The organism is Streptomyces sp. NPDC101165 (assembly GCF_044768135.1).
In the GTDB taxonomy this organism is placed as follows: Bacteria; Actinomycetota; Actinomycetes; order Streptomycetales; family Streptomycetaceae; genus Streptomyces.
Window position 1 is genome coordinate 1 of sequence record NZ_JBIWPG010000038.1, and the last position, 19,269, is coordinate 19,269.

17 protein-coding genes and 3 pseudogenes are annotated in these 19,269 nt (G+C 68.7%); 10 read left to right on the forward strand and 10 right to left on the reverse strand.

Annotation, left to right across the window (positions count from 1 at the left end; genetic code table 11):
• Nucleotides 1-152: 152 nt before the first annotated feature.
• A protein-coding gene (locus tag ACIRVH_RS45035; protein ID WP_403966604.1) for an IS5 family transposase occupies nucleotides 153-1,084 on the forward strand; the annotation gives its coding sequence in 2 pieces (ribosomal slippage) (nucleotides 153-519 and nucleotides 519-1,084; 933 coding nt in all).
• 35 nt (nucleotides 1,085-1,119) lie between these two features.
• On the opposite strand, the pseudogene ACIRVH_RS45040 reads toward ACIRVH_RS45035, so the two are convergent.
• From ACIRVH_RS45040 to ACIRVH_RS45050, 3 genes and pseudogenes are all read right to left on the reverse strand, one after another.
• Nucleotides 1,120-1,467 (reverse strand): annotated as a pseudogene (locus ACIRVH_RS45040) (VOC family protein).
• Nucleotides 1,468-1,555: 88 nt separating this feature from the next.
• On the reverse strand, nucleotides 1,556-1,759 hold the full coding sequence (locus tag ACIRVH_RS45045; protein WP_381659069.1) for a cold-shock protein: 204 nt from the start codon (nucleotides 1,757-1,759) through the stop codon (nucleotides 1,556-1,558).
• 503 nt (nucleotides 1,760-2,262) lie between these two features.
• Nucleotides 2,263-3,672 carry a hypothetical protein gene (locus ACIRVH_RS45050; RefSeq protein WP_403966466.1) on the reverse strand — a complete coding sequence of 470 codons (1,410 nt, stop codon included), beginning with the start codon at nucleotides 3,670-3,672 and terminating at the stop codon, nucleotides 2,263-2,265.
• A gap of 734 nt (nucleotides 3,673-4,406) precedes the next feature.
• Here ACIRVH_RS45050 and ACIRVH_RS45055 point away from each other — a divergent pair.
• The 3 genes from ACIRVH_RS45055 to ACIRVH_RS45065 all read left to right on the forward strand — a co-directional run bounded on the left by ACIRVH_RS45055 (nucleotide 4,407) and on the right by ACIRVH_RS45065 (nucleotide 5,964).
• On the forward strand, nucleotides 4,407-5,000 hold the full coding sequence (locus ACIRVH_RS45055; protein ID WP_403966468.1) for an NACHT domain-containing protein: 594 nt from the start codon (nucleotides 4,407-4,409) through the stop codon (nucleotides 4,998-5,000).
• A 361-nt stretch (nucleotides 5,001-5,361) separates the two neighbouring features.
• Entirely contained in the window at nucleotides 5,362-5,490 is a 129-nt protein-coding gene (locus ACIRVH_RS45060) for a hypothetical protein (protein ID WP_403966471.1), read from the forward strand.
• 24 nt (nucleotides 5,491-5,514) lie between these two features.
• On the forward strand, nucleotides 5,515-5,964 hold the full coding sequence (locus ACIRVH_RS45065) for a hypothetical protein (RefSeq protein ID WP_403966473.1): 450 nt from the start codon (nucleotides 5,515-5,517) through the stop codon (nucleotides 5,962-5,964).
• 527 nt (nucleotides 5,965-6,491) lie between these two features.
• Here the strand turns inward: ACIRVH_RS45065 and ACIRVH_RS45070 are convergent.
• Nucleotides 6,492-6,610, reverse strand: a pseudogene (locus tag ACIRVH_RS45070) (IS5/IS1182 family transposase); the annotation flags it as partial.
• Here ACIRVH_RS45070 and ACIRVH_RS45075 point away from each other — a divergent pair.
• On the forward strand, nucleotides 6,611-7,309 hold the full coding sequence (locus ACIRVH_RS45075) for a hypothetical protein (protein WP_403966610.1): 699 nt from the start codon (nucleotides 6,611-6,613) through the stop codon (nucleotides 7,307-7,309).
• A 510-nt stretch (nucleotides 7,310-7,819) separates the two neighbouring features.
• Here ACIRVH_RS45075 and ACIRVH_RS45080 read toward each other — a convergent pair.
• The 5 genes and pseudogenes from ACIRVH_RS45080 to ACIRVH_RS45100 all read right to left on the reverse strand — a co-directional run bounded on the left by ACIRVH_RS45080 (nucleotide 7,820) and on the right by ACIRVH_RS45100 (nucleotide 11,883).
• Complete coding sequence (locus tag ACIRVH_RS45080; protein WP_403966476.1) at nucleotides 7,820-8,512, reverse strand: hypothetical protein; 693 nt, start codon at nucleotides 8,510-8,512, stop codon at nucleotides 7,820-7,822.
• Entirely contained in the window at nucleotides 8,512-9,120 is a 609-nt protein-coding gene (locus ACIRVH_RS45085) for a hypothetical protein (protein ID WP_403966479.1), read from the reverse strand. The genes ACIRVH_RS45080 and ACIRVH_RS45085 overlap by 1 nt, the downstream gene beginning before the upstream one ends.
• A 726-nt stretch (nucleotides 9,121-9,846) precedes the next feature.
• Nucleotides 9,847-10,086, reverse strand: a pseudogene (locus ACIRVH_RS45090) (helix-turn-helix transcriptional regulator); the annotation flags it as partial.
• 42 nt (nucleotides 10,087-10,128) lie between these two features.
• On the reverse strand, nucleotides 10,129-10,560 hold the full coding sequence (locus tag ACIRVH_RS45095; protein ID WP_403966482.1) for a hypothetical protein: 432 nt from the start codon (nucleotides 10,558-10,560) through the stop codon (nucleotides 10,129-10,131).
• 957 nt (nucleotides 10,561-11,517) lie between these two features.
• Nucleotides 11,518-11,883: a hypothetical protein gene (locus ACIRVH_RS45100; protein ID WP_403966485.1), complete on the reverse strand. Its 366-nt coding sequence runs from the start codon at nucleotides 11,881-11,883 to the stop codon at nucleotides 11,518-11,520.
• Nucleotides 11,884-12,834: 951 nt separating this feature from the next.
• Here ACIRVH_RS45100 and ACIRVH_RS45105 point away from each other — a divergent pair.
• The 5 genes from ACIRVH_RS45105 (at nucleotide 12,835) to ACIRVH_RS45125 (ending at nucleotide 17,051) form a co-directional block, all read left to right on the forward strand.
• Nucleotides 12,835-13,287 (forward strand): hypothetical protein, encoded by a 453-nt coding sequence (locus ACIRVH_RS45105; RefSeq protein ID WP_403966487.1) that lies wholly within the window; start codon nucleotides 12,835-12,837, stop codon nucleotides 13,285-13,287.
• A 73-nt stretch (nucleotides 13,288-13,360) separates the two neighbouring features.
• The gene (locus tag ACIRVH_RS45110) at nucleotides 13,361-13,618 is read left to right on the forward strand and encodes a hypothetical protein (protein WP_403966490.1); all 258 of its coding nucleotides are present in this window, start codon (nucleotides 13,361-13,363) and stop codon (nucleotides 13,616-13,618) included.
• 239 nt (nucleotides 13,619-13,857) lie between these two features.
• Nucleotides 13,858-14,709 carry a hypothetical protein gene (locus tag ACIRVH_RS45115; RefSeq protein WP_403966493.1) on the forward strand — a complete coding sequence of 284 codons (852 nt, stop codon included), beginning with the start codon at nucleotides 13,858-13,860 and terminating at the stop codon, nucleotides 14,707-14,709.
• A 101-nt stretch (nucleotides 14,710-14,810) separates the two neighbouring features.
• A complete protein-coding gene (locus tag ACIRVH_RS45120) occupies nucleotides 14,811-15,653 on the forward strand; it encodes an IS5 family transposase (RefSeq protein WP_403966496.1) in 843 nt (280 codons plus the stop codon).
• A gap of 198 nt (nucleotides 15,654-15,851) precedes the next feature.
• Nucleotides 15,852-17,051, forward strand: coding sequence for a flavin-containing monooxygenase (locus ACIRVH_RS45125; RefSeq protein ID WP_403966499.1), 1,200 nt, complete (start codon nucleotides 15,852-15,854; stop codon nucleotides 17,049-17,051).
• Between the two features lie 748 nt (nucleotides 17,052-17,799).
• Here ACIRVH_RS45125 and ACIRVH_RS45130 read toward each other — a convergent pair.
• Complete coding sequence (locus ACIRVH_RS45130) at nucleotides 17,800-19,218, reverse strand: hypothetical protein (RefSeq protein WP_403966502.1); 1,419 nt, start codon at nucleotides 19,216-19,218, stop codon at nucleotides 17,800-17,802.
• Nucleotides 19,219-19,269 lie beyond the last annotated feature (51 nt).

A 19,269-nucleotide genomic window follows, 5' to 3' on the forward strand; every position in this document is an offset into this window, starting at 1 on the left:
CTCGTCGGCCCACAACCTGACATCAGCAAGGTCCCCACCCATAACCAGACCAACGACCCAGCTGGCCAACAGTCACGGCATAGACCGTTGCAGTACTAGGACTTGTCCGGCCGATCATGTGACTACTCCGTGTCCGGCACGTTGATGTGGACATGGGGCGGGGTGATCTGAGTGATGCCGAGTGGGAACGGCTGCGGCCGTTCCTGCCGGTCAGCAACAGGCGTTGTGGCAGGTGGCGGGATCACCGGCAGGTAATTGACGAGATTCTGCACCGGGTCCGGACCGGCGTACAGTGGCGCGACCTGCCCGAGCGGTTCGGTCCGTGGAAGACCGTCTATGAACGGCACCGGCTGTGGTCGGGCGACGACACCTGGGAACGACTGCTCCAGCAGGTCCAGGCCGAGGCCGACGCAGCGGGTGAGATCGACTGGGACATCTCGGTTGACTCCACCATCGTGCGGGCGCATCAGCACGCCGCCGGTGCCCGCACCGATCCGCCGCCGGCGCCCGCATCAAAGGGGGACCCGCTGGCAGAACACCAGGACGAGACGCCGTGGCAAAGCCTCGTCGCCCGCCTGGTGGAGGTGGTGTTGGAGGCGAGGGCCTGGGACGCTCGCGCGGCGGGTTCACCACCAAGCTCCACCTGAGCGCGGACGGCCGCTGCCGCCCGCTGTCCTTGGTCGTCACACCAGGCCAGCGAGCGGACTGCACCCAGTTCAAGCCCGTGTTGGAGAAGATTCGCGTCCCGCGGCTCGGGCCGGGCAGGCCCCGAAAGAAGCCGGAGAGTCTCGCTGCGGACAAGGCCTACAACAACGGGCCCTGCCGCGAGTACCTGCGGCAGGGCGGTATCCGGCACACCATCCCGGAGAAGGCCGACAGCCAGGCCGCCCGCCTGCGCAAAGGCTTATGCGGCGGACGGCCACCGGGCTTCGACGAAGAGCGGTACAAGAAGCGCAACACCATCGAACGGGCCATCAACCGGCTCAAGCACGCCCGCGCCGTCGCCACCCGATACGACAAGCGCGGCTACGTCTACCTGGGCACGGCCACCGCAGCAGCCCTCGCCATCTGGCTCCGCACATGATCTCGCGCTTGCGCGGCTGGAACACTGACCTGTCCTCAGTGACGGACCAGGCAGAAAGGATGCCCTGCGGGATCGGCATAGATACGCCAGCTCCGTCCCTCGGAACCGTCATCCAATACGGTCGCCCCCATGGCCAGCACTTATTCTTGGGCTTGGTCCAGGTCCGCAACGCCGAAGTCCATGTGGAACTGCTGGGGACGGGCAGGGTCCGGCCACAGAGGCGGCCGATAGTCCACTGACCGCTGGAAGGCCAACACGAGACCGGAGGGCGTGTGCAACGTCGCCCAGCCGTCGCCGACTGCCCACCGCCGATCCTGCTGATTGACGGTCCCGCCGAGCCCAGATTGGTAGAACTCGGCGAGTCCCGCCGGATCCGAGCCCACAAGACTTCGACAGCGAGCCTAGAAACAGCCGTACGAACACGGCTCAGGTCCCGGAGGAGTTCCGGGACCTGAGCCGAACGAGGCCAGATCAGGCGGGAGTGATGTTCTCCGCCTGCGGGCCCTTCTGGCCCTGGCCGACGTCGAAGGTCACCTTCTGGCCCTCCTGAAGCTCACGGAAGCCGCTGGCGTTGATGTTGGAGTAGTGCGCGAAGACGTCCGGCCCACCGCCGTCCTGGGAGATGAAGCCGAAACCCTTTTCGGCGTTGAACCACTTGACGGTTCCGCTGGCCATGCTGACAGCCTTCCAGTTGATACCGGACCCGCACCGCGCGGACCCGGAAGAGACACCCTTGGTCCGGCACCGCACAGCAAAGCGCCCACGCCAAAGCGCGGGCGGGCACTGGGAGCCAGAGCATCTAATGATCACGCTACACGGCGAGACCGGACCTCACCAGAGAGCAACGGGCACACCACCTGCCACGCGCGATCGAGTGTGTCCGTGTTGGTCATCGGGCAGGAGCCGCCTGATGTCTTGCTGCCGCTGCTATCAGGCGGAGGGGCCCCCGCACCTACTCCTGGCCGGCGCCGTTCCGCCTTGGGAATAGACGCCGGAACCGTGACCAGGGTGTCGGCCGGTCCGATGTGCCGATTCTCGTACGCAACGGTCCATTCCCTTGGAGGCACAGGCCGACCGCGGTAAGGCGCTCGGTCAGCTGCTCTGGCCTGAGGAATCCGCGCCGGGTATCGACCTGCGGCGCTTGCCCATGCGCAGGCCCTGCGCCAGCACAGACGGCGTCAGCTGCCCACCCTGAAGCGGTGGAACAGGTCCGGAAGGAACTGCCGGAGAAGGGCTTGGGCGTTGTCAAAGGGCCTGAGTTCGTCATGGCCGAAGCGGAACACCTCGTACCCCCTGAGCTTAAGATCTCGATCAGCGGCGACCATGTCCGCGTACTTGCCTGTATCCGGAGTTCGGCCGCGGTCGCGGGTGTAGTGCTGTGATCCGTCGACCTCCACGACGACGCGCTGTCCATGAGGCAGCAGCAGGAGAAAGTCCATGCGGGAACGCAGCAACGCCTCCGGGCCGCGTTCTTGAACGGTCCTGTGGTCCCAGTGAAGCCAGACTTCGGGTAGGAGAGCAGGATCCTCGGGAGAGGGCCCGAGAATCTGGTGGTAGGCGATGAAGAGGTTCCTCTGGCCCTCCGAATTGTCCGGCAGGCTGTTGAGGAGCCGTTGGTACAGATCCCCTCTGGCCTCGGCCTCTCTGCTGATCTCTCGAGCGTCCTGCCACCAGGCATGCAGATCACGCCAGCGCAGGCCTTCGACGGGAACCTCACGGTCATAGACGAGGGTGTCGTCCGGGTTCCTCCCGACGATCTCGATGTCGTTGTCCACCGAGGACCGGAAGCGGATGTCCGGCTTGGTGAGCGAGGCAAAGATGATGTTCTTCGGCCGCCGGTTGCCATGCAGTCGCGTCGATACCACGGTGAACACGGGATAACCGCCGTCGTTGCCGGTCACACTCAACTCCACCCCACCAGGTCGGAGATGAGCGTTGATCGTGTTGGCGGTCTTCTCCTGGAGGTACTCATCGAGGAGGACGTCCGCTGATACCAGGCCCTCCAGGAAGCGGGCGAGCCTGGCGTCCCCGGCCTCGAACACCCCGAGGTTGTCGAAAAGGTCTTCCGTAGACCAGTCCCCAGGATTGCGGAAGACGTGCCGCTCGATCAGGTCTTTCAGCGTCACCGGACGCATCCCGTTCAGCAGTAGGTCCTCCACCTCCTCAAAGGAGAAGCCAGGGTCCTCGGCTATCCAGAAGCGCTCAAGTAGCCGCAGGAAGCTGTCGTGGTGCTGGGCCAACTCCGACAGGTCAAGGGCGCGCGCCAGTTCACGGCGGGCCTTCTTGGGTATCTCGGGCGGTGCGTCCTCTTCCCACAGCAGGTCCTCGAGCTGGTAGCGGCGCGACGGACTCACGTGGACGTGGCTCTGCTCCAGGATGCGTCGCGTGACCTGTGGCAGCTCACCGTCGGGTACCTGACTGACACTCAGTTCGATCCGCTCGCGCTTACTCCCCGCATCATCAGGGACCTGTGGCATCCCCAGGTGTTCGAAGACTGGGTTTAGCTCCCGGTGTGTCAGGCTGCCAAGCCCCGCGACGACCTCGCCGACCAGTGTGCGCAGCGCTGAACGATCCCTGCTGTCGACCATGGGCAGATGGTCGCAGAAACCGACAGGATCCGGCATCGGCACCCGCACCCGCACCCGCACCCAGGCGATGAGGCCGCCCGGCTAACACCGGCCGGGCGGCCTCAGGACGGTAACTGCCGAAGGCGGGTGGACCCACCCACCAAAAGCGGTACTTCGGGGCGTCGCTGCCAACGCCGCCGTGGACGGGCTGGTGCGCTGCCGAGCCCCGCGCTCGCCAGCCACCTGACGTGACCGCCATCGACGCGCACAGGTCACGTCACCGCTCCGGCGCTGTCGGCTATGCCGGATCCCGGGAATATCGTCCGGGGCCCGCATGATCACGGTGTGAGACGTGTACCGAAGTGGGCTGGACTGCTGTACGTCGCCGTGGTCGTAGTCGTGGTCGTGGTGGGAGCGGCATTGTTCCTTGAGCATGGCGGCCAGGCAGTATCAGTACTGAGCGGTGCTTTCGGGGCGTTCAGCGTCCTGATCGGGCTGCCTGCAGTACTGCGGGTCGCACTCCGCCTTGGCACGACGGCTCCGGAACCTGTCCCTTCTGTGAAGCAGGTCGCTGACGAGCTAGCCAAAGGGGTTCGCTACCAGTGGGAGGCCGAGGTGCCGGTACGCCGCCTCAACGACCCTTTCCCGCTGTCGGTCGAATGGGGGGCGGCCGACACGGACCTCGTCGAGTCGTGGCAGCACTTGAGGGAGTTGGCCGTGGACTGGCCTGGCCAGACCGCCGAAGCCACCTCCACGTGGATTGCCAGCCCCAAAGGGCTGTTCGGTATGGGGGCGACATCGCCCAAGTCTTCGAGCGCGTCCCCACCCGCCGCCTGGTGGTCCTCGGCGAGCCCGCCGGCAAAACCATGCTGCTGATCCGCCTCATTCTGACCCTGCTTGAACATCGCAGGCCCGGCGGCCCCGTCCTGGCCCTGTTCCCCCTGGCCTCGTGGGACCCGGCCCGCCGGGACCCGTACACGTGGATGGCCGACCAACTCGCCCAAGACCACCCCGCCCTACGCGCCCTCGCCCCCGCCGACCCCCCGCAGGCCAGCCCCGGCACACTGGCACGCGCCCTGCTTCTGCAGCGGCTGATCCTGCCGATCCTCGATGGCTTGGACGAACTCCCTGAAGCCGTGCGCGCCCTGGCTCTGCGTTCCATCAACCAGGTCCTGCCAGCCGGGCAGCCACTGCTGCTCTCCAGCCGCACCGCCGAGTACCGCAGCGCCCTGCCCCCACCGTCGGCCCGCGTTCTGCGGCCCCGTCACACTGCCCGTACCCAACGACCCCGAGGCGACCTGGCATGCCCGGTATGCTGCCGTCAGGCGGCCACGACCGCCGACCGCTGAAGGGGTGTTCCGCTCACGCCGGGGTCCTCGTTGGTAGGCCAAGCCGTCCTTCGACGCATCGTGCACCTGAATCTGCCTGTCTTCAGAGCGGCGTGTGCGTGGGGCGCGTTGCTGTACGGAGTCAGACATGCCTACGAGCCGACCCAGGAAGTTCCGGAAGCGCACGCGGGAGATCCGAGAGCAGAGCCGGACTACCGGCACGCGGTACACCGAGGCAATGCGGGGGAACGACCGCGCCCGAGCTGGCGACCAGCAGTCGCCGCCGCCGCGCCTCACCCCCACCCGCACCTTGCTGTTGCCGCTCGCTCAGAACGCCCTGCCTGGCCTGTTCGAACTGGACGAGCTAATCCGGAGACTCCGAATGGACATGGTTCTGGACCATGAAGGGGAGCTGGTGGGTTACCGGGACAGCGGGGGCGTGCCGATCCCCGGCGCGCCGATCCAGGACGTCGAAGACGCGTACTACCGGGTGCGCGACGCGCTGCCCTAGGGGACCGAGCAGTTCGCGGACGGGATGGTGAACGAGTACCCGCCCACGCCCAACGTCCTGTTGCTGCTCGGGCCCGACGGCGGGAACGTGGTGCACCTGACCACCATTGAGGTGGCCGAAGCGGACCTCGCGCTGCTCGCCGAATTCGCCGACGCACTCGACCGCGCGGCCGGCCCGCGTCCCGGCCCGGAGCTCGAAGCCCTCACCGAGGCGCTGGGCGAAATCGGGCGAGTGCCCTACTACCCGTGGATGCCCGAGGGCGACAAGGCCACCGTCGCCCGCTGGGTGCGTCAGTCACTGTCGACGGTCCTACACTCACCATTTGAGGGACCGCGCGGCGCCCCCGACCACGAGACGCTGTCCAACGTGCTCCGGTACGCCGAGGGCTGGGAAAGCGTCGAGGTGGACCAGGACGAGGAGCAGGCGGCCGAGCGCGCGGCGTGGAGCATGGTGCGCGCGGCGCTGGGGATCTGACGGATCGCCGGTGCCGCGGCAGTCGTGAAGTCTCCTCCCGCTGAAGCCTGCTCAGCACCGCTGTGCTGCCGCGTCGGGCTCGGAGTGCGCGAAGAGGTCCCGCTTTTCACAGCACGGGGCTTGCCGCGGGCCTTTGGGTACCTAGTGCTCTGACCGGGAAGGTTCGCCGGGTGGCATTCCGGCGGTTGGATGAACGGTGATGTCGGATCCGACTTCTGGGTGCGGTGGCTGAGCCTGTCCGTGTGCGCAGGTTGACCGACCAGGAGGGCCAGAAACTGCAGCAGATCGTGCGCCGGGGTAGCACCAGTTCAGTGCGGCACCGGCGCGCGGTTCCGACCGCTTACGCTGCTGCGTCGCTTTCGATCCAGTGGAGGACGTCGCGGGCACGCAATGCGCCCTCCTTGGTAGGGATCATGATGAGGAGGTTCAAGACGAGCTCGGTCAATTGACAGGCAGGATCGGGGCCTTGTTTGGTGAGCTTCCGCCATGCCGGGCGCGTGTTCTTGATCAGCGGCCGGGCCTGGGAGCACGTGGACGCGAGCCTTGGCCGTCTCGAAGGCGGGTGCGTCACCGGCCTGGCCCGCAGTGACGGTGAACGCCAAAGCCGTGCACGGCCGTCCGCGGCCAAGTGGACCATGGCGCTTACTTGATCACCTGCTGGACGACGCTTCGCGAAACCGCGAGGCTAGCCGCCGCGATGACCTGGCCTTCGACGTTAGCGCCTGCGTTGGTGGGCCACTGGGTCAGCGACTCCGTACGCCCGAGTGGTACCGCGCGGACCGGCGACCTCGCTCCCTTCAACGGACTGGCCTATGGCGTCATCGACGGCCACGTGCTCGCCGGCTGGCAGACCCGGGACAAGGAGGACAGCACTGCCGCCAATCCGGTGTGGTCCGTACACGATCTGGGGACAGGACGTCTTCAGGCATCCATGACCTGCGGCTACGACCTGAACAACAACATCAACGCGGGCAACTACGGATCGCACCGTGAGTACGGCGTGGTCGCATCACCCGACGGCCGCTATCTCGCCGCCGGGCCCGTCGTCTTCGACCTGCGGCGCAAGAAGGGCATCTGTCTGGCCAAGAGTGGCGACCGGAAAGCCATCGTGATCGTCTCGATCCGCGACGATGGAACCGCCTACGGAGCGGTCCAACAGGACTCGACTGCCGAAGGCACTGAACCCGCCGCCGTGCAGGTAGATCTCAACGAGGGCCCGGATACTGCGAAGGTCCTCGGCCGCGGCACCATCGCGCCACTCGTGACCAACGTAAAGGGCGCGGGACTCTTCCTGAGCCGGGACGACAATGGGGCCCTGCGCGTCTCCCTGCGCCGCGAGCGCTGACGTTCACCGTCCCACGCCCACTCCTCACAAACCGCCGAGCACCCGCCGACGCGAGGGACGAACACCCATCGGCAGCGTGACCGGACGGAGCCGCTGATCACCTGCCCGACGCTCTCTAGGGTGCTCTGACTGCAGAAACTTACTTCCGCTCCGGGCAGGCTGCGTCCGGACCAGGCTTCCTGCCACAGAGGGGTGAACAGGGGGTATTTCTGCCGCCACTTGGCCAACACAGTGCCCGGGACGGTGATGCTCTTCCGCCTGCAGATGTCGGGGTAGACGGGGGCGTCCCGCTTGGGCCTGGGGATGGTGGGCAGGGCTGCTGGGGTACGGACAGTGGGAGCGTCGAGGTCGACGACGGTGGACGGGCGTGGCTGGGGCCGGCGGTAGCAGGTGACCGTGGCGTGGGACCCGAGGGCGGGGCACTGTCGACGCTGGTCCCCTGCGCTGCCGCGTCGTGCTCGCCATGGCCGACGTGATCAGGGATCTCGCCCTCCAGGGCGGACTCCAGCACTAGCGCCGCTTGCGCTTCTTCTTGCTCCGGTTGTCGGCGTTCGGCCTGGCACCGCTCGGCCGGCCGGACCCCGTCGGGTTCGCCGCGGCCTCGCGCAGGCCGATCCGGCGAGTATGCCAGGCAGTCAGCTCCCACAATCCGATCGCGACGCCGACTCCCACGAAGCCGACGGGGAGGGAGCTGAAGTCGGCATCGGCGGGCTGCGGGGCCAGCCAGCCGCTCGGGTCCACCAGCAGGTCCTCGGTGGTGCCCGCGTCCTCCGTGCCGTTGCAGCCCATGCCGACGATGTCGGCGTGGTCCATCGGCCTGCCGTCGGTCCGCTTCAGCCTGCAGTGGTAGATCGGGCCAGTCTTGCCCTTGGTGGTGTACACCGAGGTGATCCGCACCTCGGTACGCTGCCCCTGGCTCTGCATCAGCGCGGCCTGGAAGACCAGCCCGGAGCCGAGCACGACAGCTAGTCCGGTGATCAGCCCGGCGAAGAACACCCACCCCTTGGTCGCGGTCGCCATCAGCACCGCGATCGCGAGGGCCACGGTCAGCACACCGAGGATCAGCGCTGCCGGAAACCAGTCCGGGCTGGTGCCGAGCACGCCGATGCCCACCATCGGCAGGGGGACGAGCGCGGCTATGCGGGCGAGCCGCCGCACCACGTGCGGGGGCCAGGCCACGTTCTTCCGGGACCCGGGCGCCATCAGTGGCCCTCGAACCGGCGCAGCCCGACCCGCCGGGACAGCCAGACCAGCAGCTCGAAGAGCACCAGTACCACCGGCAGGGCCCACGCGGCGATGTCGATCCCGCTGTAGTCCGTCTCGGCCAGCTCCGGCGCCGTCCAGCCGTGCGGGTCGACGAGCACGTCCTCGGTCTGCCCGACTTCCATTGGCCCGTCGCAGGAGTCGTGGCCCAGCTCGGCGTGCTTGAGCGGCTTGCCGTCCACCCGCCCCAGAAGGCAGGTGTACTCCGGCCCGTGCTTGCCCTGGAACGTCTTCACCGAGGTGACCCGCACCTCCACCCGCTGCCCTTGGTGCGCCATCACCTCCGCCTGCAGCACCGGCCCCGGCCCGGACAGCGCGGTGATCCCCACGATCACCCCGCCGACGATCAACCACCCGTTCGGCGCTGCGATGATCATCAGCGAGAGAGTCGCGATCAGCGCGAAGGTCCCGAGCACCAGTGCGAGCCCGCTCCAGTCCGGATTGGCGGCCAGCAACGACAGCCCGACGATCACCGGCGGACCGAAAAACGCCGGCGTGGTGAGGCGGCGGACCTGCCGGGACGAGGTGGCGGTGGCTATTCGAGGCACGGCGTCAGTGTGACGAACGGGGTCGTCAGGCAGAAGAGCGGGGTTCGTTACTACAGTCGTTGCTCTCGATGAGCACCTGTGATCCGAGCGATGTGGCATGCCTGGTGCACCGGGCACCGGCCCTGGCGTGAGGAGATGTTCCGGCCCGGCGAGCGTGCGATGGCCTACTTCTGCTCCTGCGGTGAGCAGTTCTGGGCCCTCACGAAGGAGCCGCCCGCGGTCCAGGGACGGCCGGACAGGCGCCCAGATTAGCGCTGAGCTGCGCAAAGCCTTCTGGGTCACCCCTCCGGACCACACAAACCCCTGCCCTGTGACGGACTGGCGACGGGTGGGGCCCTGATATGTAGTGGCTTTTGCCAAGCGGTGCAGCGTGGTCCGCTCCCCGGGAGGTGGAGAGATGGGGGCCGGCGGGAGGTCCGAGTGAGATGCGTGTCGTGGCGACGACGCGCGGTCAGCCTGATATGCGCGGGTTGGTTACCACATGACTGGTTGTGCGTCCTGGAGCCCCGCCCAGCTGCCATGCACCGGGTAAACGCGGGGCGCGGCCATAGCGAGCACCCCGGACTGCCTCAGCATGGTCGCCGCATAACGGGCCATCGAAGGCTGGGCCCGTCCGAGGTGAATGCGCGAGTCGCCGAATGCGGCCGGGTCCGCGGGCATCTGCCCCGGGGCGAGCGACGCGGACTCGTTCCATCACCGGTGCGAGTCGCAGGCCTGAGCGGCAGATCACGATCGTTCGTGATCGCGGAAGGCTCCCGGTGTGTGGCTGGTGGTCCGGGTGAAGAACTTGCCGAAGTTGGTTGGCTCGGTGAATCCGAGACGCTGGCTGATAGCGGCCACGGGGAGGTCGGTGTGCGCGAGGAGGCGCTTGGCCTCCAGAGCGACGCGGGTGTCGATGAGTTCTTTTGCTGTGTGGCCGGTGGCGACCAGGCAGGCGCGGTTGAGGGTTCGCAGCGAGTATCCGGTGCGGGCTGCGTAGTCGGCAGCGTTGCGGGTGGTGGTGAAGGATCATTCGAGCTCGCGCTGGAAGCAGGGGAAGATGTCGCCGCCGGTGTCGCTACGGTCGGCTGTTTCTGGGGCGGGTAGCCGGGTGATGCGCAGCAGGAGTGCGCTGAGTAGTTGCCGCAGCAGGTCGATGGTGATGTCGGCGGCGTCCGCCTCGTCGACGGCGCGGCGGTATTCCTGGGCGAGTTCGGCCATGGCGCGTGCCATACTTTCGCGCTCGGCCTGAGGGATGGTCCGGGCAACTGGCCCGAAGGGATGGTTGAGCAGCGGATCGGTTCGCTGCAGCCGGGGTGGGAAGGCGGCGGTGAACCGCACCATGACCGCCTGGAAGTCCTCGGGGTGTCCGGCGGCGGCCTGGGGTAGGCGCTGCACCTGTCCGGGGGAGACGTGCAGCAGGGTCCCGGGCGCACAGCGATGGTGAACGAAATCAACCATCGCGGTTCCGGCGCCGCCCGGGGCTCTGCGTGAACTGGTCTCCTCTTTGCCGGCGGACTTCCGCTACGAGCGCGCCCGGGTCATCGTCGACGGAGACATGGTGCCGGTGGTCGAGGACACCGCCAGCGGCCGCTCCCAGACTGATGGGCCTACCCCCGCCGCCCGGCAGAGCGGATGCTCATCATGAACAACAAGGATCTGGTTCTCAAGGCAATTGGGGAGCTGTTCGGCGACAAGGACCCCTCCGCGGTGGACCGCTGGGTCTCTCCAGCCGGGCACGGGAACCTGCTCGATCTCCTGGCGCATCCGCTCCCCCGTTCCTCTCGGGGCTTCCCACCGAAGTGCTTGCGTCCGCCGGTAGCCCGTGGACGCTGCTTGTCGTGTCCTCGCCGGTTTCTGATTCCGAATACGTGCTGTCGGATCGCGGCGGTGCGGCCAGCGGTGGTGGGGATGCCGAGGTCGCTGAGGAGGGCCGCAAGGACGTCGGGATGCAGCGGTTGCCCGGCTCGGCGGCCGGGGAACAGCCACCGGGAAGCGTGGTTGGTCGCGGTGTTCATGTTGTCCCGGCTGTCGATCCAGCGGAACAGGAGTTCCGCGAGTGGTGCGGGAACTGGGGACGGGGGCTCGCCTAGGCGGAGGAGGGCCTGCTGGTCGGCGCGGGCGATGTCGTCCAGCGTGAGGCGGACGACGCGGCTGAGTGGCTGGGCGTAGAGCAGGACGATGACTCCTGCGACCCGGGTCCGCAGAGGCAGGCTCTGGTCGGTGAGAAGACGTCCAATCAGATGCAGGCGCTCGGTCTGTGGCATAGGGGTGGCCCGCGGATCTGGATGGGAGGCAGCCGGAAGGGGCGGGTGAGTGCGCTCGCTGAGCACCAGCCGATGCACTTGTGGGCCTGCCCGGCCCCGCCCCCGCAACCCCGCCCCGGGCACAGCGGGGGCGGATGGGCCGGCGTGCGGGTCAGGTCAGGTCGCCGTCCGGCCACTGGGACAGCGGGACGAGGTCGCCGGCCACGCGGGTGACGGTGGTGCCGGGCGGCATGAAGGAGTCGAAGTCGATCCGCGGGTCGCCGATGTCGACGGTGACCAGCAGCAGGTACTGGTTCAGCTGGGACCACACGTCCCCGCCGAGCAGTTCGATCTTCGAGACGTTGCCGGAACGGTGGGGCGGCTGCGCTGGCAGAGCAGCGAGATAGGGCGAAACGGCGTCCAGGAAGGCCTGCCGGGCCTCCTTCTCCTGCGCCATCTCCTCGTCGGTGGGACTGCTTCCGTCGCCCGTGACCTCGATACCGGTGGGGGGCGCGACGATGCGAAACACGGTCACCATCAGTGGGAACTCCGAATGTTCAGGGATCGGCCGCCACACGGGACGTGACCCGCGGGCGCTCCGGTCCGCGAGCGGACGACAGCGGACCGGGCGGCGTCGGGCACGCCGCCGGGCCTGTCTGGCAATGCTGGCGCATCCAGCCCGTCCCGCCGGGTCGGCACGCCCAGCGGCCTGCCGAGTCGCCCCAAGGAGCCACGGCGAGCCACTTGGGGCTGGTCCCTCTGTGACTCCGTGGCGACCCGACAGGTTGCGAGACCCGCCGGGCCCAAACAGCCAGCGCGGTGAACATCCCCTCGCCCGGCGCCCGAAGTGCAGCTCGCCGGCCGACCGCAAGCACCACTGTTCCGCCACCATCGCGTGCGTGGAGACCGCGTTCAGCACCCGACCTCGTACAGCCCGCGACGGCCGCCGACAACACCTTCCACGGCCCCGCCGACGTCGCGGTCGGATATCACAACAGGCAGAGCACGCCCGGGCGACGTCAACTTCGCTGTCGCCTGCTTGCGCAGGCCCAAGCCGGGAGCGCCGCCCGGCTACGCGGGCCCCGCCGCAGTCGCGAGGACAACGCCTGGATCACCGACGCGCGCACAGGGATCGCCTGACTTGACGGATCATCAGTGAACGGACGGGCCGCCTGCACCAAGCGGTGGACCCGGCTGGATGAGTCAGGGCGTGCCGCCCCACCCTCGCTGGACGGCGAACTACCGTCGACAGCGCACCGGGGGCAGGACATCACGGCACCGAAAATGGGAAACCATGAACGACAATCGATTCGACCGGCCGGGTGACCATCTACCAGCTCCGCCCGAAGGGTGACACCACAGCGGAGGGTATCGAGGCGGCGGTGCGCAGTCTCACGAAGACCTGAGAGAAGGGCAGCCGCGTCGGACGGGGAACATTACACGTGTTCGCCTGCTGCAGGACGGGCGAGAGAACCGGTATCTGTTCCTGGTGTCGTCGGACACGGGGTTGTCTCCCGGCGAACGGATCGACGCGCTGAACCCGGTCATGACCGTCGAGAAGCTGGGCGCGTTCGGGGCCCAGACGCTGCCGTCGGTCACCGACGACGACCTCGCCGTGGACCCGGACGACCCGGACGCCCGCGAGTTCGACCTGGGACGGGGTATCTCGATTGCCGAGCTGCGGCCGCCCCCAGGGAAGACCAAGGGCGACGTGGCCGCAGCGGTCGACTCGCGCCTCGTCCCGTTCCTGCACGAGGGACCGAGTCGCGTCGGCAAGGTCGTGAACGTCTCCCTGCTCGCACAGGACGACGGCCACCCTGACCTGGTCTTCTTCGGACTCGACTCCGGCGTCCTCGGCGGATTCGACCACCGCGTGGACGAGGTGGATGACACCGCGGCCGTCGAACCTATCGGCTTCTTCCACCAGCTTTGCGACGTGTAACGAGAGCTGAAGGAGGAATCGAACGACTCGCCCGGGAGGCCGACCGGCACTACAGCGACGTGCTCGCACCTCGATGGGCCAGCGAGCCGTCTACCGGGCAGGTGCGACCTTCCGCAGCACGCTCGGATCAGCCGTCCGCGCCCGCCGGCTCGCCTACAACCCCGCGCTGCACGCAATCACGGCCCGCCCCAGGCCGGCGTACTCCGACACCGCGTCGGCATACGCCGCCCCGTCGGCGTTCTCGGCCGCCTGCCGGCGCTCTCCGCCGACATCGTCAGCTCTCGCCGAGGGACTACTGAACCAGTTCGGACTTGACATCCTGCCGACGTGAGGACGGCGACACGGGCATCCGGGGCGCGGGCGGCGTTGTGCGCCAGCCGAGTGCGCCCCCCTGGCGCCCTGGTGGACCTGGTGCAGCGCGCCCGCCCGCACCGTGATCAATCTCAGCGCCAACCACGGTTCCATTGATCCCCGAGGCCGGTGGTGGCGCGAGGTGCCGCCCCGGATGATCTAGAGTTCCCGCGGCGGGCAGTTGACCCGCCGCGCAGACACTCGACTCAGGGGTGGGGATTGATCACTTCAATATCGGCTGCTGCTCCGCAGCGGCACAGCCCCTCGGCTGCGCGGCGCGCGGCCGCCGCGGCGGTGGCCGGGGGCATGGCGCTGGTGTGCGTGGCGCTCACGGCGCCGTCCGCGTACGCGGCCGACAGTGACATCTCGTTCTCGAACGTCGTGTTCAACAACGGCAAGCCCATCGTCGTCGGCATCAGCGCCGAGGTCGAGGCCCCGTTGACGTACACGGTGAAGAGCAACGTGACGCTCGACAGCTGGTGGGTTGAGGCGTACCGGGGCACCTACGGGACCAATGAGTACAAGCTCGCGGTCTTCACGACCCGGTGGAGCTGCAGCCAATCCTCCGCGGGCGGCTACACCTTCCACGACTGCGACGAGACGATCACCGTGGATCCCGACAACATGCCGGGCGGCAATGGCAACAAGCTGGTCAACAGTGACGCCACCGACTGGAAAACCGTCGGCACGGCCATCAAGAAGGGCGGCGGTTACGACACCGACCTGCTCTCCGCGACGGTCCGCCTCCAGCGTGCCTCGCGCATCCAGAACATGAACGCCTCCCCCGAGCCCGTCACCAAGGGCAGTCCGATCACCGTCACAGGCACGGTGCAGCGCGCCAACTGGAGTCTGCATCGCTACGACAACTACGGCGGCCGACTGGTGAAACTGCAGTTCAAGCCCGCCGGTTCCAGCACGTACACCACGGTCAAGGAGGTCACCGCCAGCAGTACCGGCTACCTGAAGACCACGGTGACCGCCTCCCAGGACGGCACATGGCGCTGGCGCTACAGCGGCAACACCACGACCGGCGCCAGCAACTCCTCTGGTGACTACGTAGACGTGAACTAAGAGCTCACGCAGATAGGCGGCGTGGGGAGCCCCGGCAGCAGGGCGGCCACAGGTCCCAGTGATCATGGAGTTGCGACGCTCTGTGATCACTGGGGGAATCTGTGCCCGTGCTGCCATCACGGCTGACCGACCCGCTCTGGGACCAATTCGCCGCCCTGCTGCCTGAGCGCCCGGCGGTCGACCCGTCCCATCCACTGGGCTGCCACCGGCCCCGCATCGGCGACCGGATCGTGTTCGACAAGCTGTTGCAACTCCTGCGGTTCGGCTGCTGCTACCAGGCGATCGCTGACACGACCTGCTCGGCGACCACCATCCGCAACCGCCGCGACGAATGGATCCGGCTCGGCGTCTTCGCCCGGCTCAAGCAGATCGCGCTCCAGTCCTACGACCGGATTGTCGGGCTCGTGCTCGAGCAGATCGCCGTGGACGGCTCCATCACCAAGGCGCCCGGCGGGGGCGAGGTCGCCGGGCGCTCACCGGTCGAACGCGGCAAACAGGGCCTGAAACGCTCGGGTATGACGGATGGGTACGGAATTCCGCTCGGCCGGGTGCTGGCCGGCGCGAACCGCCACGACTCCCCGTTGTTCGCGTCGACGCTGGACCTGCTGGACGATCTCGGGCCCCTGCCCGACGACATCACGGTGCACTTGGACGCCGGTTACGACTCGGACAAGACCCGCACCGAACTGGCCGCCCGCAACCTGCACGGCCGCATCGCGCACAAGGGTGAGAAGGCACAGGTCCAGGCCCGTCAGCGGTGGCACGTCGAGCGCACCCACGCTTGGCAGAACGCCTTCCACCGTCTCGCCCGCTGCTATGAACGTCGCGCGACCGTGGTCAACGCCTTCTTCGATCTCGCCGACACGATCATCACGATCCGTAGCCTAATCCGCAGGGCCTGGACCACCCACCGCTGGGTCAAGCGACCGAACCGCCGCCCATGAGCACACGCCCATCCGCACCAGCTCTGAGCGCCGGATCGCGGCACGGCGGCCGCACGTCGACAATCGAGATATCGCGGCAGCCCGTGCCACGCAGACAGCCGCTCGCCGAAGCGTCGGAATTCGCCGGGATCCACCATGACGGAGCCAGCCCATCCCCCAACCCAGCCGCCGCAAGCCCGTCCCGAAGAGCACGATGTCGTGATCGTGGGCGCGGGCCAGGCCGGCCTGTCGATCGGCCACGAGCTGGCCCAGGCCGGCACCGAGCACGTCGTCCTGGAGAAGGGCAGGGTCGGGCAGAGCTGGCGGCACCGCTGGAACAGCTTCTGCCTCGTGATCCCCAACTGGACCGTTCGGCTGCCCGGCGCGCCCTATTCCGGCGCCGATCGCGACGGGTTCATGGCGCGCGACGAGATCGTCGCCCACCTCGCCGAGTACGCGACCAACCTGCGGGCGACGCCGGTGCGCGAGGGCGTCGAGGTGACCCGCGTCGACACCGACCCGAACGGCGGCTTCCGGCTCGCCACCTCGGCGGGGCCGCTGCGGGCCCGGCGCCTGGTGCTCGCCTCCGGCGGCTATCAGAAGCCGCACCGTCCACCGGGCTGGACGACGCTGCCCGACTCACTGGCCATCCTTGACGCGGAGGACTACACCAGCCCAGGCGCGCTGCCGCCGGGCGGGGTACTGATCGTCGGCAGCGGTCAGACCGGCTGTCAGATCGCTGAGGAGCTGACCGAGTCCGGGCGACATGTCCACCTTGCCTGCGGGCGCGCACCCTGGATCCCGCGCCGCATCGAGGGGCGGGACATAATCTCCTGGCTCGTCGAGGACACGCCGTTCTTCGTGGCGAAGGTCAGCGACCTCCCGGACCCGGGCATGCGGCTGCTGGCCAACCCGCAGTGCAGCGGCCGCGACGGCGGCCATGACCTCAACTACCGCACCTTGCAGGCGCTGGGCGTCACCCTCACCGGCCACTTCCTCGGCGCCCAGGACGGCGTCGCGCACTTCGCCGACGACCTGCCGAGCTCTGTCGCCTTCGGCGACGTCCGCTACACCGAGATCGGCAGCCTCCTCACCAGCTGCCTGACCGGACGCGGACAGCGGACCCCGCGTCTGCCTCCACCCCCGCCATTCGCGGCGGAAGCCGTCACTGAGCTGGCCCTGGGCGGAGTCGGCGCGGTCGTCTTCACGTCGGGCTACCGTCCGGACTTCGCCAGTTGGGTGGGCTTCCCGGATGCCTTCGACGCGATGGGCTTCCCTATCCAGACGAACGGGAGCAGCACAGTCGTGCCAGGGCTGCACTTCATGGGCGTGCACTGGCAGCGGAACCGGCAGTCAGCGACCTTCCTCGGCGTCGCCGAGGACGCGTCGGTGCTGGCGGAGCGGCTTGCCACGGAATGAACCGGTTCCCGAGGGGGGTGCAGCCGTGATGCGATCAGAGGCTCAGAGTCCCAGAGCGGGTCGGTCAGCCATGATGGCAGCACAGGCACATGTCCCGCCGGGTGATCACAGAGCGTCGCAACTGCATGATCATCAAAGCCTGTGGCCGCTTGGCAGCCGAGGCTCCTCCACCACCTATCTGCGCGAGCACTAAGTCTCCTGGGCGCCCTCGACCTGCGTCTCGGTCGCCGAGCCTGACCGCGCAGGGAAGGCCCCGAAGCGGGGCCTTCCCTGCGCCGGAACACGATGCCCGCCCCTGCCCGAGTGGCGTGCCGACCACCGGGTGCTGCCCATTCTCGTGAACATCGAGCGGGGCTGGGATCGAGTGCCGCCCGACGTGCTGAAACAACCGCTGTCGGCGCTCGTGAACAGAACCAGGTGGTCATCCGGCAGGCGGCGAGGAGGCGTTCGAGGGCGGCGAAGTCCTTGCCGGTGAGCGCTCCGCCGTCGCCGCGGCGGTAGGGCGCCAGCGGACACCTGCCGGGTGACGGCGCGCAGCTATCCGGGGGCCAGGCGGCCAGGTCCAGGAAGCTCACACGATGCCCGCCGGTGCCTCCGCGGCGCTGCGGGGCGCGCTCCTGGAGGACGGGCTCCGTCGCGCCGCGCAGCAGGCCGACGTCGCCAGGGAAGAGGCCGACCCGCTCTCTGCCGCGCTGCACCAGGCCCTCGCGGAAGCCGGACGGCTGCGCACGGCTGGCGACGTCCGCGGTCAGTCGCTCTTGACCACATACACCGTGTCCAGGAACGGCTTGTCAGCCGGGCCCTTCGGGTGGTCCAGGACGGTGATGTCCTGATGGGTGCACCCGCCGTCGCGGTGCAGCGCGGGGTTCATGCAGTGGTCGCGGGTGTGCTCGTGGACCATCCACCGGCCCCGGTCGTAGCGGCGGGTCGGGCCCGTCCCGTCCGCCTCCGGGCGCGGGCGCGGCACCGACTCCAGCCGGCCGCGGATGGTCACCAGGCGGACCGTGCCGTCGTCGGTGATCCCCCGGCGCCGGTCCGCGCGGACCTTGACCGGCTCGCGCTCTTCCTCGGCGACGTCGACCACGCCCTTGCCCACACGCTCCTGCGTGATCAGGTCCCAGCACGCGACGACCGCGCGGACGGCGAAGTCGGCGTTCTCCGCGGCCGCATACTTCTCGGCGAGCACATCCCCGGCGCTCAGCCGCTCGAAGCCGACTGGCGCGAGCGGCGGCGTGGCGGCCCTGTGCGCGTACACGGTCAACGACCACGTCATCGGGGCGCCCTGACTCTGGCCAGGCGCCTGCCAGACGTTCCAGGACGCGGCGACCAGCGGCGCCATCCCCGGCGCGTAGTCGACCGGCTGGTCGAAGACGAGGAACCCGGGGGCGGACGGGACGCGCTGGGGATCGAGCGGGGACTTCCGCGGCCGAACGGCCTTGCGGGTGGCGACCGCCGTGGTGTCGGCGTCCGCGTAGTACATCCGCGCACCCCGCAGCCGGCCCCGCTCCTGCTCGCACAGCAGCCGGGCCCGGGCCACGTGATCCAGGCCGGGGAACAGGGCAGGCGGGAAGATGGCGGTCAGGTGCTCCTCAGCCAGCTCCAGGGCCGTGCCCTCCGACGTCGCCGGCGCCTCCAGCCGGGCCACGAGCTGGCGCCGCCACTCGGCGACCTGACGGGGCTTGGCCAACCATGGGGGCGCCTCGGTACCGTCCAGCGTGAACATGGGCAGCGTGCCGTCGGGGTCGAGCACCGCGGCGACGCCGCTGAGCGCACCAAGCAGCGGCACCAGGGACCTTCCGCCAACGCGCTCGAAAGTCGCAACCTTCCACTCGAAGGCGCTCCAGTCGTGGCGGGTCAGGTCCTCCACGGCCGCCCACGCGCGCCGGTCGTGCCCGACCCGTTCGGCGAGGACGGCCCTGACCTCCGACGGCACGACGTGGCGGCCGTGCTCCTCCTCGAACTGGATGAACTGGGAGGCGCCGAACAAGGCGACCTCGGAGCCCCGGCCGCCCTTCTCGGCGTCGCCGCCGGTCGCGGTCTGCTGGATGGCGCGGGCGTACCGGTCCGCCTCCAGGGCGGGGTTGCGCTGGAAGGCGCGGGCGCAGGCGGTCAGGTGCCGCCACGCGTTCGCGGTCGCCGGGGTTGCGTCGAAGACGCCGGGGAACACGGGGAACTCCTCACGGAGGAACGGGCGCGTACGGGGCGAAGCCGGTGGCCG